The organism is Roseateles saccharophilus, assembly GCF_031458095.1.
Lineage (GTDB): Bacteria > Pseudomonadota > Gammaproteobacteria > Burkholderiales > Burkholderiaceae_C > Pelomonas > Pelomonas saccharophila_A.
Map to the genome: position 1 here is coordinate 1,807,620 of NZ_JAVDXU010000001.1, position 15,929 is coordinate 1,823,548.

11 protein-coding genes are annotated in these 15,929 nt (G+C 65.6%); all 11 read right to left on the minus strand.

Annotated elements, in window-relative coordinates:
• Window positions 1–6: 6 nt before the first annotated feature.
• The 11 genes from J2X20_RS08360 to J2X20_RS08410 all read right to left on the minus strand — a co-directional run bounded on the left by J2X20_RS08360 (window position 7) and on the right by J2X20_RS08410 (window position 15,841).
• The gene (locus J2X20_RS08360) at window positions 7–4,770 is read right to left on the minus strand and encodes a glutamate synthase-related protein (protein WP_310263301.1); all 4,764 of its coding nucleotides are present in this window, start codon (window positions 4,768–4,770) and stop codon (window positions 7–9) included.
• Window positions 4,771–4,899: 129 nt separating this feature from the next.
• Entirely contained in the window at window positions 4,900–5,622 is a 723-nt protein-coding gene (locus J2X20_RS08365) for an REP-associated tyrosine transposase (RefSeq protein WP_310263302.1), read from the minus strand.
• Between the two features lie 80 nt (window positions 5,623–5,702).
• A complete protein-coding gene (locus J2X20_RS08370) occupies window positions 5,703–6,830 on the minus strand; it encodes a deoxyguanosinetriphosphate triphosphohydrolase (RefSeq protein WP_310263304.1) in 1,128 nt (375 codons plus the stop codon).
• A gap of 10 nt (window positions 6,831–6,840) precedes the next feature.
• Window positions 6,841–7,935 carry a 3-dehydroquinate synthase gene (gene aroB / locus J2X20_RS08375; protein ID WP_310263306.1) on the minus strand — a complete coding sequence of 365 codons (1,095 nt, stop codon included), beginning with the start codon at window positions 7,933–7,935 and terminating at the stop codon, window positions 6,841–6,843.
• Window positions 7,936–7,992: 57 nt separating this feature from the next.
• Window positions 7,993–8,586, minus strand: a complete 594-nt coding sequence (locus tag J2X20_RS08380; RefSeq protein WP_409034142.1) for a shikimate kinase — start codon at window positions 8,584–8,586, stop codon at window positions 7,993–7,995.
• Complete coding sequence (locus J2X20_RS08385) at window positions 8,552–10,726, minus strand: beta strand repeat-containing protein (RefSeq protein ID WP_310263308.1); 2,175 nt, start codon at window positions 10,724–10,726, stop codon at window positions 8,552–8,554. The genes J2X20_RS08380 and J2X20_RS08385 overlap by 35 nt, the downstream gene beginning before the upstream one ends.
• A 58-nt stretch (window positions 10,727–10,784) precedes the next feature.
• Window positions 10,785–12,944, minus strand: a complete 2,160-nt coding sequence (locus J2X20_RS08390) for a type IV pilus secretin PilQ (protein WP_310263309.1) — start codon at window positions 12,942–12,944, stop codon at window positions 10,785–10,787.
• Window positions 12,941–13,465 (minus strand): pilus assembly protein PilP, encoded by a 525-nt coding sequence (locus J2X20_RS08395; RefSeq protein ID WP_310263311.1) that lies wholly within the window; start codon window positions 13,463–13,465, stop codon window positions 12,941–12,943. The genes J2X20_RS08390 and J2X20_RS08395 overlap by 4 nt, the downstream gene beginning before the upstream one ends.
• Window positions 13,462–14,148 (minus strand): type IV pilus inner membrane component PilO, encoded by a 687-nt coding sequence (locus tag J2X20_RS08400; protein WP_310263312.1) that lies wholly within the window; start codon window positions 14,146–14,148, stop codon window positions 13,462–13,464. Before J2X20_RS08400 ends, J2X20_RS08395 begins: the two co-directional genes overlap by 4 nt.
• Window positions 14,149–14,153: 5 nt before the next feature.
• On the minus strand, window positions 14,154–14,765 hold the full coding sequence (locus J2X20_RS08405; protein WP_310263314.1) for a PilN domain-containing protein: 612 nt from the start codon (window positions 14,763–14,765) through the stop codon (window positions 14,154–14,156).
• Window positions 14,762–15,841 carry a pilus assembly protein PilM gene (locus J2X20_RS08410; RefSeq protein ID WP_310263316.1) on the minus strand — a complete coding sequence of 360 codons (1,080 nt, stop codon included), beginning with the start codon at window positions 15,839–15,841 and terminating at the stop codon, window positions 14,762–14,764. Before J2X20_RS08410 ends, J2X20_RS08405 begins: the two co-directional genes overlap by 4 nt.
• Window positions 15,842–15,929 lie beyond the last annotated feature (88 nt).

A 15,929-nucleotide genomic window follows, 5' to 3' on the forward strand; every position in this document is an offset into this window, starting at 1 on the left:
CTCTCCTCAGGCCTTGGCAGTGACGGCCTCAGGCGACTTGGCCTGGGCGATGGTTTGAGCGGCTTCCTTGGCGGCGTTGATTTCGCCCAGGGCACGACGGTATTCGTTCGGGAACACCTTGATGAACTTGGTGCGCGACTCGGCCCAGTGGTCGAGGATGTCGCGGGCGCGTTGGCTGCCGGTCCAACGGTGGTGGTCTTCCAGCAGCTTGCGCAGGATGGCCTCGTCCGTCTGGGCTTCGCGATCCACGCCGTCGACGGCCTTGGTCTTGTGCCAGATGGCCTTGTCGACCGTGGCCTCCTGCTCGTGGGCCGGCAGCAGCTTCTCCAGCGACACCATGCTGGTGTTGCAACGCTTGGCGAAGTGGCCATCCTCGTCATAGACGTAGGCGATGCCACCGCTCATGCCGGCGGCGAAGTTGCGGCCGGTCTTGCCTAGCACGGCGACGGTGCCACCGGTCATGTATTCGCAGCCATGGTCGCCCGTGCCTTCGACGACGGCCGTGGCCCCCGACAGGCGCACCGCGAAGCGCTCGCCCGCCACGCCGCGGAAGAAGGCCTCGCCGCGCGTCGCGCCGTAGAGCGCGGTGTTGCCGACGATGATGTTCTTGGTCGCGTCGCCGCGGAAGTCGATGCTGGGACGCACGACGACACGGCCGCCGGACATGCCCTTGCCGGTGTAGTCGTTGGCGTCACCGATCAGATAGAAGGTGATGCCCTGGGCCAGGAAGGCGCCGAAGCTCTGACCGCCCGTGCCTTCCATCTGGATGAAGATGGTGTGGTCGGGCAGGCCCTCGGGCTTGCGACGGATCAGTTCACCGGACAGGCGCGCACCGACCGAGCGGCGCACGTTGGTGACCTCCTGCATGAACTGCACCTTCTCGCCCTTCTCGAAGGCGGGCAGGCACTTCTCGATGAGCTTGACGTCCAGCGCACGTTCCAGGCCATGGTCCTGCACATCGTTGTGGATGCGCGAGACGTCGGCCGGCACGTTGGGGCGGTGGAAGATGCGGGCGAAGTCCAGGCCCTTGGCCTTCCAGTGCGAGATGGCCTTCTTGGTGTCCAGCCAGTCACTGCGACCGATCAGTTCGTCGAACTTGCGCACGCCGAGCTGGGCCATGATCTGGCGCGCTTCCTCGGCGACGAAGAAGAAATAGTTGACGACGTGCTCGGGGCGACCCGTGAACTTCTTGCGCAGCACCGGGTCCTGAGTCGCCACGCCCACCGGGCAGGTGTTGAGGTGGCATTTGCGCATCATGATGCAGCCCTCGGCCACCAGCGGCGCGGTGGCGAAGCCGAACTCATCGGCACCCAGCAGCGCGCCGATGACGACGTCGCGGCCGGTCTTCATCTGGCCGTCGGCCTGCACGCGCACGCGACCGCGCAGGCGGTTCAGCACCAGGGTCTGCTGGGCCTCGGCCAGGCCGAGTTCCCACGGCGTGCCGCAATGCTTGATGGAGCTCCAGGGCGAGGCACCGGTGCCGCCGTCGTGGCCGGCGATGACGATGTGGTCGGCCTTGCACTTGGCGACACCCGTGGCCACCGTGCCCACGCCCACTTCCGACACCAGCTTGACCGACACGTCCGCCTTGGGGTTGACGTTCTTCAGGTCATGGATGAGCTGGGCCAGGTCCTCGATCGAGTAGATGTCATGGTGGGGCGGCGGGCTGATGAGGCCCACACCCGGCACCGAGTGGCGCAGGAAGCCGATGTACTCGGACACCTTGCCGCCGGGCAGCTGGCCGCCTTCGCCAGGCTTGGCGCCCTGGGCCATCTTGATCTGGATCTGGTCGGCGCTGACCAGGTATTCGGTGGTGACACCGAAGCGGCCCGAGGCCACCTGCTTGATCTTGGAGCGCAGGCTGTCGCCGTCCTTGAGCTCGTAGTCGGCCTCCATGATCTTGTGGCCGAGCACGTCGCCGACCTTGCTGCCGCCGGTGATCTTGATGCCCTTGAGCTCGTTGCGGTAGCGGGCCGGGTCTTCGCCGCCCTCGCCCGTGTTGCTCTTGCCGCCGATGCGGTTCATGGCGACGGCCAGCGTGGCGTGGGCCTCGGTGGAGATGGAGCCCAGCGACATGGCGCCGGTGGCGAAGCGCTTGACGATGTCCGCCGCCGACTCGACCTCTTCCAGCGGCACGGCCTTGGCGGGATCGAACTTGAACTCGAACAGGCCGCGCAGCGTCATGTGGCGCTTGCTCTGGTCGTTGATGATCTGGGCGTATTCCTTGTAGGTCTCGAACTTGCCGCTGCGCGCGCTGTGCTGCAGCTTGGCGATGGCGTCCGGCGTCCACATATGCTCTTCGCCGCGCACCCGCCAGGCGTATTCGCCGCCGGTCTCCAGCATGCTGTCCAGCAGCGGGTCGTCGCCGAAAGCCGCCTCGTGCATGCGGATGGCTTCCTCAGCCACCTCGAACACGCCGATGCCGCCGACCTGGGTGGCCGTGCCGCGGAAGTACTTCTCGACGAAGTCCGCCTTCAGGCCGATGGCCTCGAAGATCTGCGCACCGCAGTAGGACATATAGGTCGAGATGCCCATCTTGGACATGATCTTGGACAGACCCTTGCCCACGGCCTTGATGTAGTTGTAGCGGGCTTGCTCGGCCGTCAGCTTGGCCGGCAGTTCGTCTCCCATGGCCTCGAGCGTCTCCAGCGCGAGGTAGGGGTGGACGGCTTCGGCGCCGTAGCCGGCCAGCACGGCGAAGTGGTGCACCTCGCGGGCCGTGCCGGTCTCGACGACCAGACCGGCCGTCGTGCGCAGGCCCTCACGCACCAGGTGGTGGTGGACGGCGGACAGGGCCAGCAGCGCGGGGATGGCGATGCGGTCGGCGCTGAGGTGGCGGTCCGTGATGATGAGGATGTTGTGGCCGGTCTTGATCGCGTCCACGGCCGAGGCACACAGTGAGGCGAGCTGCGCTTCCACGCCGGCGCGACCCCAGTCGCGCGGGTAGGTGATATCCAGCTCGCTGGGCTTGAACTTGCCGTGGGTGGGCGCCTCGATGCCGCGCAGGCGCGCCATGTCGTCGAAGTCCAGGATGGGCTGGCTGACTTCCAGCCGCATCGGCGGGTTGATGGCGTTGATGTCCAGCAGATTGGGCTTGGGGCCGATGAAGCTGTTCAGCGACATCACGATGTTTTCGCGGATCGGGTCGATCGGCGGGTTCGTGACCTGGGCGAAGAGCTGCTTGAAGTAGTTGTAAAGCGGCTTGTTCTTGCCCGACAGCACCGCCAGCGGCGAGTCGTTGCCCATCGAGCCGATGCCCTCTTCGCCGTTCGCGGCCATGGGCGCGAGCAGGAACTTGATGTCTTCCTGCGTGGTGCCGAAGGCCTGCTGGCGGTCCAGCAGCGTCGTCGTGAAGCCGGGGCGGGCCGCGTCGGGCACGCTGATGTCGTCCAGCTTGACGCGGACGTTCTCGATCCACTGGCGATACGGGCGCGCGTTGGCGAACTGGTTCTTCAGTTCCTCGTCATCGACGATGCGGCCCTGCTCCAGGTCGATGAGGAACATCTTGCCGGGCTGCAGGCGCCATTTCTTGACGATCTTGGCTTCGGGAATCGGCAGCACGCCGGACTCGGAGGCCATCACGACGAGGTCGTCGTCGGTGATGCAGTAGCGGGCCGGGCGCAGGCCGTTGCGGTCCAGTGCGGCGCAGACCTGGCGGCCGTCGGTGAAGGCCATGGCGGCGGGGCCGTCCCACGGTTCCATCATGGCGGCGTGGTACTCGTAGAAGGCGCGGCGGCGCTCATCCATGCCTTCGTGCTGCTCCCAGGCTTCCGGGATCATCATCATGGCGGCGTGGGCGAGCGGGTAGCCGGCCATCGTCAGCAGCTCGATGGCGTTGTCGAAGGTGGCCGTGTCGGACTGGTGCTCGAAGCTGATGGGGTAGAGCTTCTTCAGGTCGTCGCCCAGCACCGGCGACTTCATGACGCCTTCGCGGGCGCGCATCCAGTTGAAGTTGCCCTTGACCGTGTTGATCTCGCCGTTGTGGCAGACCATGCGGTAGGGGTGGGCCAGCGGCCACTCGGGGAAGGTGTTGGTGGAGAAGCGCTGGTGCACCAGGGCAATGGCCGAGACGACGCGCGGGTCGGCCAGGTCCAGGTAGTACTTGCCGACCTGGTCGGCCAGCAGCAGGCCCTTGTAGATGATGGTGCGGCAGCTCATCGACGGCACGTAGTACTCGCGGCTGTGCGTGAGCTTGAGTGCCTGGATGGCGCTGGAGGCCGTCTTGCGGATGACGTAGAGCTTTCGCTCCAGCGCGTCGGGCACGATGATGTCCGGGCCGCGACCGATGAAGATCTGGCGGATCACCGGCTCCTTCTCGCGCACCGTGGGCGACATGGGCATGTCGCGGTCCACCGGCACGTCGCGCCAGCCGATCAGCACCTGGCCTTCGGCCTTGATGGCACGGGCGAGTTCCTGTTCGCAGGCCAGGCGCGAGGCGTGCTCCTTGGGCAGGAAGATCATGCCGACGCCGTACTCGCCGGGCGGCGGCAGGTTGATGCCCTGCTTGGCCATCTCTTCGCGGTAGTACTCGTCCGGGATCTGGATCAGGATGCCGGCGCCGTCGCCCATCAGCTTGTCGGCCCCCACCGCACCGCGGTGGTCCAGGTTCTCGAGGATCTTCAGACCCTGCTGGACGATGTTGTGCGCCTTCTGGCCCTTGATGTGAGCCACAAAGCCCAGGCCGCAGGCGTCCTTCTCATGGGTGGCACGGTAGAGCCCATGTTCGGCAAGGTCTTGGATCTCGGCTTGAATCTGCGCGGCGTGGCTCATGGCGCCCTCCTGGAACACAACAGGGCGGGAGCGTAATGCAGTGCAGCATTTGCAGCAACTTGATTAAATTAGGGTCAGAGTCGATTATTTGCATTCAAAGACGCTGAGCGATAATAATTGGGGCCACAGTCAGATGCACTCACCGGGGCCTGACTCAGGAGGAACCGGTGTTTTGCGTGGCCGGCCACGGGGTCGCTTGACCGCGACCTTCGGATGAACATCGGCCAAAGTCTCCAGGAATGCGGCGCTGCCAACGGGCCGCCCGCGCAGCACGGCCTGGGTGAATTGCGCCTGTTCCAATGGCGTGGCGCCCTGCCCCATCAACTCGGCATAGGCATGCTCGCGTTCGAAGGGAGTGTTTCCGAGCGACCAATACAACTTGTGCTCGGTCACCAGCGGACTGCGCATCCGGCCCAAATGATGGGCAGCGCTGGACCAGGGCCATTGCGCCGCTTCCTGACACAGGCCCGCACGCACAGGATTCAGCTCGATGTAGCGCATGCAGGCCAGCAGATGCCGCTCGCCCTCGATCAAGCCGGCGCGGAAACGTCCTTCCCAGAGCGTGCCGCTGCGTTGATGGCGGGTGTTGAACCAAGCCACATAGCGTCGACCCAGCGCCTGCATCATGCGGCTGAGGGCATCGGCTTGCGAGGGCGTCAACAGCAGGTGGAGATGGTTGTCCATCAGCACATAGGCATGGATGGCAACCCGGTACAGCGCGGCGACCTCGCCCAGCGTGGCCAGCATGTGCTGGCGATCGTGATCGCTGAAGAAGATCGCCTGACGGTTGTTACCGCGCAGGATGACGTGGTGAGGCTGACCCGGCAGGATCAGTCGGGGGAGACGGGCCATGGAGGCATCCCTTTCGGCTCGGCAGCCGGATTGGAGGCACCTAGGATAATCGACTCCGACCCCAATTTATCGGGATTGCTCTAGAACAGGCTCTTGCCCGTCAGCCTCAAATGCTCGCGGATGGCGAAGCGGTCGGTCATGCCGGCGATGTAATCGGCGCAGGCGCGCTCGCGGTCGAGGCGGTCGGCGAAGTCGGCGGGCATCTGGCTCGCGTCGGACGAATAGGCCGCAAACAGATCGCGCAGCACCTGTTCGGCACGCGCCCGCGTTCCCTGCACCTGGGGATGGCGGTAGAGGTTGGCAAACAGGAAGCGCTTCAGCGCCGTGCTCTTGGCACGCATTTCCGGGCTGAAACGCAGCAGCGGCTTGTCGGCCCGGCGCACAGCCTCGACGTCGGCAGGCGCCGCCTCGGCCAGAGCCGCGCGCGTGGCGTCGATGATGTCGTAGACCTGGGCCGACAGCATGCGGCGGATGGTCTCGAACAGCAGGCGCTTGCCGGCCAGGCCGGGGTGCGCGTCCAGTGACGCCTGCCAGTGCTCGCGCACGAGGTCCACCTCCAGCAATTGCTCCAGTTCGATCAGCCCGGAGCGCACGCCGTCATCGACATCGTGGGCGTTGTAGGCCACCTCGTCAGCGAGGTTGCAGAGCTCGGCCTCCAGGCTGGTCTGGCCACCATGCAGGAAGCGCGTCGCGATGCCTTGCGGCTCGGCCGCCTCGATCAGTTCGGCATTGCGGCGCGAGCAATGCTTGAGGATGCCCTCTCGCGTTTCGAAGCAGAGGTTGAGCCCGTCAAAAGCGGGGTAGCGCTGCTCCAGGTGGTCGACGACCCGCAACGACTGCAGGTTGTGCTCGAAGCCGCCATGGCCCTTCATGCAGTCGTCCAGCACGTCCTGGCCGGCATGGCCGAAGGGTGTGTGGCCCAGGTCATGGGCCAGGGCCACCGCTTCGACCAGGTCCTCGTCCAGGCCCAGGCTGCGCGCGATGGAGCGTCCGAGCTGGGCCACCTCCAGCGAATGCGTCAGCCGCGTGCGGAACAGGTCGCCCTCGTGGTTGAGGAAGACCTGGGTCTTGTAGACGAGGCGGCGGAAGGCCGTGCTGTGGATGATGCGGTCACGGTCGCGCTGGAACTCGCTGCGCGTCGGCGCGGCCGGTTCGGGAAGGCGGCGGCCGCGGCTGCGCGCCGGGTCGGCGGCATAGGCCGGGCGCATCGCCGACACCTCAGGCGGCCCCGTGGGCCGTCAGCGTTTCGACGATGCTTGCGTCGGGCACCGAATGCAGCCCCGCCTTGCCCAAGGCCTCGATGAGCACGAAACGGATCTCGCCGGCCTCGGCCTTCTTGTCCACACGCATCAGCGACAGATAGCGCTCGGCGCCCAGCTTGGGCGGGTGCACAGGCAACCCCGCCCTCTCGATGAGGTGTCGCAGGCGTTCGACAAAATCAGCCGGCATCAGGCCCATGCGCTGCGACAGGTCGGCCGCCAGCACCATGCCGCAGGCCACGGCTTCGCCGTGCAGCCACGCGCCATAGCCCATGCCGGCCTCGATGGCGTGGCCGATGGTGTGGCCGAAGTTCAGGATGGCGCGCAGGCCCTGCTCCCGCTCGTCCTGTCCCACCACGTCAGCCTTGATCTCGCAGCTGCGCCGCACCGCATAGCCCAGCACGGCCTTGTCCCGCACCAGCAGCGCGTCGAGGTTGTCCTCGATCCAGCACAGGAAGGCCGCATCGGCGATCGGTCCGTATTTGATGACCTCGGCCAGGCCGGCGCGCAACTCGCGCTCGGGCAGGCTGTCCAGGGTGTCGAGGTCGGCGATGACACGCTCGGGCTGGTAGAAGGCGCCGATCATGTTCTTACCCAGCGGGTGGTTGATGGCCGTCTTGCCACCCACCGAGGAGTCAACCTGGGCCAGCAGCGTCGTGGGCACCTGCACAAAGGGCACGCCACGCATATAGATGGCGGCCGCGAAGCCGGTCATGTCGCCGATGACGCCGCCGCCCAGTGCGAACAGCACGGTCTTGCGATCCAGGGCCTCGCCCAGCAGGTGGTCGCAGATGCGGTTCAGGCTGGCCCAGTCCTTGTGCTGCTCGCCATCGGGCAGCATGACGACATCGACACGCTTGTAGACGGCCAGCAGGCGTTGGCGCAGCCGCTCGGCGTACAGCGGCGCCACGGTCTCGTTGCTGACGATGACGGCGGCCGCGGCCTTGGGCAGGCGCTGCCAGCTCGCCACCTCATCCAGCAAACCCGAACCGATGCGGATCTCGTAGTCGCGGTTGTCGGGAAGCTGGATGCGGACGGTATCGGTGGCAGGCATGCGGTCGAGTGTAAGAGCCGCCCCGGCGGGCGCCCTCCGCTTCCCGTCAAGCCGGCATCAAAGCGGCTCGGCGCCCACCGTGGCGGCCACGCGGGCCGGGTCGAGCAGGCCCGCCAGCTCCAGTTGCATCAGCGCCATGTTGACGAGGGCATGCACGGACGGGCGTGCGCTCTCCAGCACATAGTGGGCGCAGCGGCGGTAGAGGGGGTCGCGCTGCTGATGCAGTTCGCGCAGCTTGGCCAGGGGGTCGCGCACCTGCAGCAAGGGCCGCGTCGTGTCGTGGCGAAGGCGGCGGAACAGGTCCTCGGGCGTGGAGCGCAGATAGAGCACGATCGCGCCGTTATGCAGCAACTCGCGATTGCGCTCCCGCAACACGGCGCCGCCGCCAGTCGCCAACACGCACTCGCCGGCGCGCGCGATCAGCTCGGCGATGACCTCGGTTTCAATGTCGCGAAAGGCATCTTCGCCGTGGCGCTCGAAGAACGGCCTGATGCTGCCGCCGATGCGCTGCTCGATTTCATGGTCCGAATCGACAAAAGGCACGCCGATCTGGCGTGCCAGTTGCTTGCCGACGGTGGACTTGCCACCGCCCGGCATGCCCACCAGGGCGATCACGTCACTTCGGGTCGGAACAGCTGACAGCTGTGCCATATGGGCTGACCTTGAACGCGGGATCCCCCACGCCGCCGAGATCAGCGGCCGCCACCGGCAGCGAAGCGTAGGTGTACAGGTAGTTGATCACCGCATCGGCGTACGTCGTGCCGCCAGCGACGGCCTGGGCCGTCAGGTTGGAGTAGGACGTTGAAGGCAGAACCACCGGGACGCCGATCGGATAGTAGGCTGGCGGGCTGAGGACCCCTGCAGCGGTGACCGTGATCTTGTACTTCACCCAGCTGCCCAGGCTCTTCGCATACTCGAGCCGCAGGACGGCCACGCCATTCGCATCCGTCTTGGTGGAGCCCACCAGTGTGATGGCCACGTCGGATTTGCGCGGGTCGAGTTGCTTGTTGCCGTTGGCGTCCTCGACGCCGTCAATGACGCCGTTTCGATTCAGGTCCTCGTTGGGGCAGATGGCCGTCAGTGCACCCGCGCCGTAACCCTGGCTCCCGAGGGCCGTGAAATAGTCACCCTGCGGCCTCAGCTCCCAGCGTTGCGTGGCGAGGTTGTATCCCCAGGCGCCCTTGTAGAAGCCACCCAGGTCCACCGACGGCGTGATCTGGACGTCAGGCTTGGGATTGCCGGCGGAATCGACAACCAGCACCACGTACTTCTTGACGTAGGTCAGCCCCGAAGGTCCGTCGGAGATGGTGTTGTCCGTACCGATGGAGATCGAGACCGGATTGGACACGATGGTCAGCGTGGTGGTCAGCAACTGGCCGCCCGCCGCAGCGCAGTTGCCAGCCGTCGCGCCGGCTGCAAAGTCGCTGACCTTCCAGCAGGCCTGAATCGTCACGCCGTTGGTGGGGCTGCTGACGGCGCCAGGTGAGTAGGTCGTCGAGGCCGTACCCGAGGCGTCGGACAGCACGGAATTGAGTCCGGCGCCGATCTTGCCCGTTCCGTTGTCGCCCGTTGCCGCGAACAGGACGCGGACGTTGGAGATGGGGGCGTTGTTGCCATCGCGGAAGATGGCGCTGATGGTGACCTGGTTGTTGGTGGCCGCGGTGTTGACCGAGACGACGTCCGCGGACAGGTTGAGCGCGGTCGCGACAGGTGTCGAGCCGGCATCGGGCACCGTCGTGCCACCACCGCCGGCGATCGGAATCGTCACGATGGACTCGCGGCCACCCGCCACTGCCTTGATCGTCAGATTGGTGCCCGGCGCGTTGGGCGTGGTGTAGTTGAAGGTGTAGGCCCCGTTCAGGTCTGTCGTACCCGTGGCGCTGGTCACACCATTGCCGCTGACGCTGATGGGCACGCCCGGCATCGGGTTGGTGTTCACATCCGACAAGGTGTACTGCACGGTACCCGCCGCACCCACAGTCGCCACGGACGGAACCGGGCTGGCCTGCGAGAAGCTCGCCCCGATGACCTGGAAGGCGGCGGTACGCGTCAGGGTGCCGCTTGTCGCGACAACGGTGATGGTGCGGTTGGACCTGTCCTGGCCGATGCTGACCGTGCCTGTCACCTGACCACTGCTATTGGTGGTGCTGGATGGCGCGATCATGTAGGCGCTGGCATCCGTCACCGACAGTTGAACGGGGATGCCCTGCAGGGCGTTCCGGTTGCCGTCCACCGCGGTGGCCGTCGCCGTGATCGTCGCGCTGCCGCCGTTGTTGATATTGCTGGCACTCAACGTCAAGGACAGGTCATTCGCCTGCGGATTGTTCGGCGACGAGTTCTGGACGATGTTGAAGGTCACGGCCCGCGTGACCTCGCCCGACTTGACAGTCAGCGTCACTGGCCGCAGGGACGAGTCCGAACCTTGGGTGATGGTGGCGACCAGCACACCCTTGGCGTCGGTCGCTGTCGCGGTGGTCGACACCACTGCGTTGGCATTCACGGAAACGCTCACCGGCGCGCTGGCAAGTGCCGCGCGGTTGCTGTCGATGGTGGTCACCGTCGCCGTGATCGAGTCGGTTCCGGAGTTCGTCATCGTGGATTTGTTCAGCACCACAACGACATCGGCCGCCACGGCGCTGGCTGCGCCCGTGGGGCTTGACGCACCACCCCCGCCGATGACGGGAGTTCCGGCGCTGCCACCACCGCCACCACAGGCTGCGAGGGTGGCCGCAAGCACGCCACCCAACAGCGCGCGGACCGCGGTCCGGCTCCAAACATCAAACTTCAACATCTCTTTGCACTCCCGTGTGTAGCCAGCGCAGCTGACACATCGTCAATTCAGTGAAACCTCAGCGCACCGTCTGCCGCTCGCTGACGACCTTGGGCGTCAGGAAGATCAGCAGCTCGGTCTTCGAGGTGGTGCGGGTCTTGTTCTTGAACAGATTGCCCAGCAGGGGCACATCACCCAGCAGCGGGACCTTGTTGACGGTCTCACCTTCATCCTGGGTGTAGATGCCGCCGATGACGACGGTACCGCCGTTCTCGACCAGCACCTGGGTCTGGACATGCTTGGTGTTGATCGCATAGCCCTGGGGCGTCAGCGTGCCACGGCTGTCCTTGTTGACGTCCACGCTCAGGATGACGCTGCCTTCGGGCGTGATCTGCGGCGTGACCTCGAGCTTGAGGTTGGCCTTGCGGAACTGCACCGAGGTCGCGCCGCTGGACGTGGCCACCTGGTAGGGCAGTTCCTCACCCTGCTCGATCAGGGCCTTGACCTGGTCGGCCGTGATGACGCGCGGGCTGGACACGACCTTGCCCTTGCCATCGGACTCGAGGGCCGAGAGCTCCAGGTTCAGGAAGCGGTTGGCCGTGGCGCTGAACAGCGACAGCGCGACCTGGGCGGCCGTACCGCCACTGAAGGCGTCGGACGAGGTGTTGGCCGGCAGGTTCACGAACTGCGTGTTGTTGTAGTTGGTCGCAACCCCCTGGTTGGTCTGCGAGCCGACGCCGTTGTAATTGCCGCCCACGGTCACATAGTTGCCGCCGCCCACGCTGTAGCCCGGGATGCCGCCCTGCTGGCCGCGCAGGTCGTTGACGCCGAGCTTGACACCCAGCGAGCGGCCGAACTTGTCGTTGGCCTCGACGATACGGGCCTCGATCAGCACCTGGCGCACCGGGATGTCGATCTTGGCGATCATGGCCTGGATCTCCTCGAGCTTGCTCGGGATGTCGGACACGAACAGTTGGTTGGTACGCGGCTCGAAGATGACACTGCCGCGCTGCGACAGGATGCGGGTGCCACTGCTCGAACCGCCGCTGCCGCCGGAAGCCTGACCAGTCAGGCCCTTGGCAATGTCCTCGGACTTCACGTAGTTGAGCTGGAAGGACTGGTTGCGCAGCGGTTCAAGCTGGGCGATGGCCGCCTTGGCCTCGAGATCCAGCTTTTCCTTGGTGGCCAGTTCGTCCTTGGGCGCGATCCACAGCACATTGCCGGACTTCCTCAACCCCAGGCCCTTGGCCTGCATGATGATGTCCAGGGCCTGGTCCCAGGGCACGTCCTTCAGGCGCAGCGTGACGCTGCCGGTCACGGTGTCGCTGGTCACCACGTTGAAGTTCGTGAAGTCGGCAATGACCTGCAGCAGCGCGCGGACTTCGATGTTCTGGAAGTTCAGCGACAGCTTGTCACCCGCGTAGCCGGGGCCCTGGGTCAGCTTGTTCGGGTCGACCTTCATCGATCGAACTTCAAGCACGAACTGGTTGTCGCTCTGGTAGGCGCTGTGCTCCCAGTTGCCCTTCGGCTGGACCACCATGCGCACGCGGTCACCGACCTGCGTCGTCGTGATGGTCTGCACCGGCGTGCCGAAATCGACGACGTCGATCTTGCGGCGCAGGTTCTCGGGCAGGCTGGAGCGCAGGAACTCGACGACCAGGCTCTGGCCCTGCTGCTGGATGTCGACGCCAACCTGGTTGCTCGGCAGGTTGACGACCACGCGGCCGGCATCGTCTGCGCCGCGGCGGAAGTCGATGTCGCGCAGCGCTTGCGGCGCGGCGTTCAGGCTCTGCGCAAAATGCACGGGTTCGCTGGGCGCTGGCACGGCCTGCGCAGCGCCGGCGTCCAGCACCAGGACGATCGCATTGCCTTCGAGTTTGGCGCTGTAGTTCGACGCATGGCGCAGATTCAACACCACACGGGAACGCTCACCCGCCTGGGCCACATTGGCCGAGCGCAGATTGCCCTGGTTGATGTCGAGCTGGTTGCGACCCATGCCGTTCACGACGCCGGGCAGATCGATGGCGATGCGTGGTGGCGTCTGGATGGTGAAGCCCGCTGGCACGGCCGCCAAGGGCTCGCTCAGTTCGATCCGCACGATCTCCACGCCCGCCTGCTGGCTGGTGTTGATGGCACGAATCTGCGTCTGCGCCCAGGCCGCCGGCACAGCCAGCAGGGTGAGTGCAATTCCCAGCAACCAGCCACGGCCCATCGACTTGTTCTCCTGCAATGTCTTCATCGTCCCTTCTCCTGTAGCTGGAGGGTACTGGTGCGCTCGATCCACTCGCCCGCAGCGTCCTGGACGACTTCTCGCAACGTGATCTCGGTCTCGCTGATCTTGGTGATGCGGCCGAAGTTCTGGCCGAGGTAGTCCCCGGCCTTGACCTGATAGAGCAGGTTGTCGACGCGCAGCAGCGCATAGCGACGGCCCTCGCGCGTCAGGCTGCCCACCATGGCCATGCCATCCAGTGGATAGGCCTCCAGGGGCTCCTTGCGACGGCTGATCTCGGCCGTCAGCAGAGAGTTCGGCTGGGCCGCTTCCTGCTTGATCGCGACACTCAGCTTCTGCGGGCTGTAGGGGTCCACGCCAGCCGCCGATTCATAGGGCTGAGGCAGGAACTTCTTGGGCGGCAGCAGCGGCGTGACGGTGGTCTTGGCGTCCTTGCGCTCCTGTTCCATCCATTGGCGCAGCTCGTCCATGTCGCTTCCGCAACCCGACAGCGACATCAGGACCGCGAGGGGAATCAGCAGGCGCTTCATTTCTTGGCTCCCGCCTTGGTCGCGGCCTTCTTCTGCTCGGCGACCTCCGCCGCGTCAAGGTAGCGGTAGGTGCGGGCCGTGGCCTCCATGCTGAGGGGGCCATTCGCATCGCGCGGACCTTGCGGCGCGACGACATTGAGGTTGTGCAGAGTGACGATGCGCGACAGATTGGACACGTCGGCCGCGAAGGCGCCGATGTCGTGATAGCGGCCCGACACCTTGACCGCGATCGGCAGTTCGGCGTAGTAGTCCTTGATCAAGACCTGACCCGGGCGGAACAGCTCGAACTGCAGGCCGCGTCCGACGCCGGCGCTGCTGATGTCGGAGAGCAGGGAGTCGATCTCCGCCTTGCCTGGCAGCTGCTTCTCGAGCTGGGTCACATATTCCTCGACCTGGCTCTTCTGCTTGCGCAGTTCGGGCAGGTTGACGGCCTGGCCCAGCTTGTTGTGATAGTCCTGGCGCAGCTGCGGCTCGCGGTCGCGCTCGGCATCCAGGCCGGCCTGTACATCGGACAGCACGAAGACATAGCCCGCGACACCGACGGCCAGCATCACGATCAGCGCGGCCGCAAGCTTGGGCAGCAGCGGCCACTGGCCGGGCTCCTTGGGGTTCAGCCCTTGGAACTGGCTCGCGACGTCGGCGAACCAGGCGTTCAGGTCAAACTTGGAAGTGGAGGTCGCCATGGCGGTCAGCTCTTCTTCGGCGCGGAAGCACCCGGTGCACCCGGCGCGGCCTCGCGGACCGGGGACTTGATCGATACCTTCATAGAGAAGTCCAGCAGGCGCCGCGGGTCACGCGTGTTGGTCGTGACGGAGGCCAGCTTGACTTCGATGAGGTCGGGTTTCTCCAGCCACTCCGAGCTGCGCGAGACGTTGCGCAGGAACTCGGACACACGCTCGTTGGTCTGGGCGATGCCGCTGATGGTCACCACCTTGGCGTCCTGCCTGAGCGCCGTCAGGTAGATGCCTTCCGGGGCGAGGCGGGCGAGGTCGTTGAGCAGCTGCACCGGCGTGTTGCGATCGGTCTGCAGGTCTTCGACGGCGCGCTGGCGTGCCTTCAGGGACTCGATCTCGGCCTTCAGGTCGGCGATGTCCTTGATCTGGGCCTCGAGCCGCGTGATCTCGTTCTGGATGTACTGGTTGTGCGACTGCTGTTCAGCCGTCAGGAACTGCAGCATCAGATACGCCGCAACGACGATGCCGGCACCCACCAGGCCCGCGAGACCCAGACCCGCGAAGAAGGCTGCCTTGCGCCGCTTGCGCCGTTCCTCACGGTAGGGCAGCAGGTTGATCAGGATCACTGGAAGAACCTCCGCATCGCGAGGCCGCAGGCGGTCAGATAGGACGGGGCCTCACGCCGCAGCTTGGGCTCGCGCACGGCCGCGCCCATGCCCATGTTCTCGAAGGGATTGACGACCATGCAGGCAAAGCCCGTCAGGTCGGTCACGCGTTCCTTCAGCCCGGGCAGCGTTGCCGTGCCGCCAGCCAGCATCACGTAATGCACCTTGTGATGCGGCGTGCTCGTGAAGAAGTACTGCAGGGCCCGGCCGATCTCCTGGGACAGGCTGTCGACAAAGGGGTTGAGCACGCTGCTCTCATAGTCCTCGGGCAACTCGTTGGCCAGCTTCTTCTGCTCGGCCTCTTCGAAGGAGAAGCCGTATTGGCGTGAGATGAGCTGTGTCAGCTGGGATCCCCCGAAGGACTGGTCCCGGTCGTAGAGGAGTTCGTCGTCACGCAGCACCTTCAGGCTGGTGGTATCGGCGCCGATCTCGAACAGCGCCACGAGGGCGTCCTTGCCTTCATTGGGCAGCGCCGCGATGAGACGGCCCATGGCCATGCGCGAGGCGTGGGACTCGATGTCCAGCACGACCGGACGCAGCCCGGCCGCTTCGGCCAGACCCTGGCGATCCTGCACGCGGTCCTTGCGCGAGGCGGCGATCAGCACCTCGACGTCACCCACCGACGTGGGGCTGGGGCCGATGACGCAGAAGTCCAGGCTGACCTCGTCCAGAGAGAACGGGATGTATTGATTGGCCTCGGCCTCGACCTGCAGCTCAAGCTCTTCCTCGCGCAGGCCGGCCGGCAACATGATCTTCTTGGTGATGACGGCCGACTGCGGCATCGCCAGGGCCGCGTCGCGGGTCTTGCTGCCGCTGCGCGCAACCACGCGGCGCACGGCGTCGGCCACCTCGTCGAACTTCTCGATCTGGCCGTCAGCGATCCAGCCCTTTTCGAAGGGCTCGCTCGCGAAACGCTCCAGAACGAATTCGCCGCTCTTGGTCTGGCTCAATTCCACCAGCTTGACGCTGGAGGAACTGATATCCAGGCCAATCAGGGGGGGGTGCTTGCGACCCAAAAGTGCGTCAAGTATTCCCATGCCCTTTATCTCCGAGACGCTCCCCGACACGCGAGTTACGTTCTGGACTATTAATAAGTTACTTGAATGCTAGCAGCAAAGCCGTTGA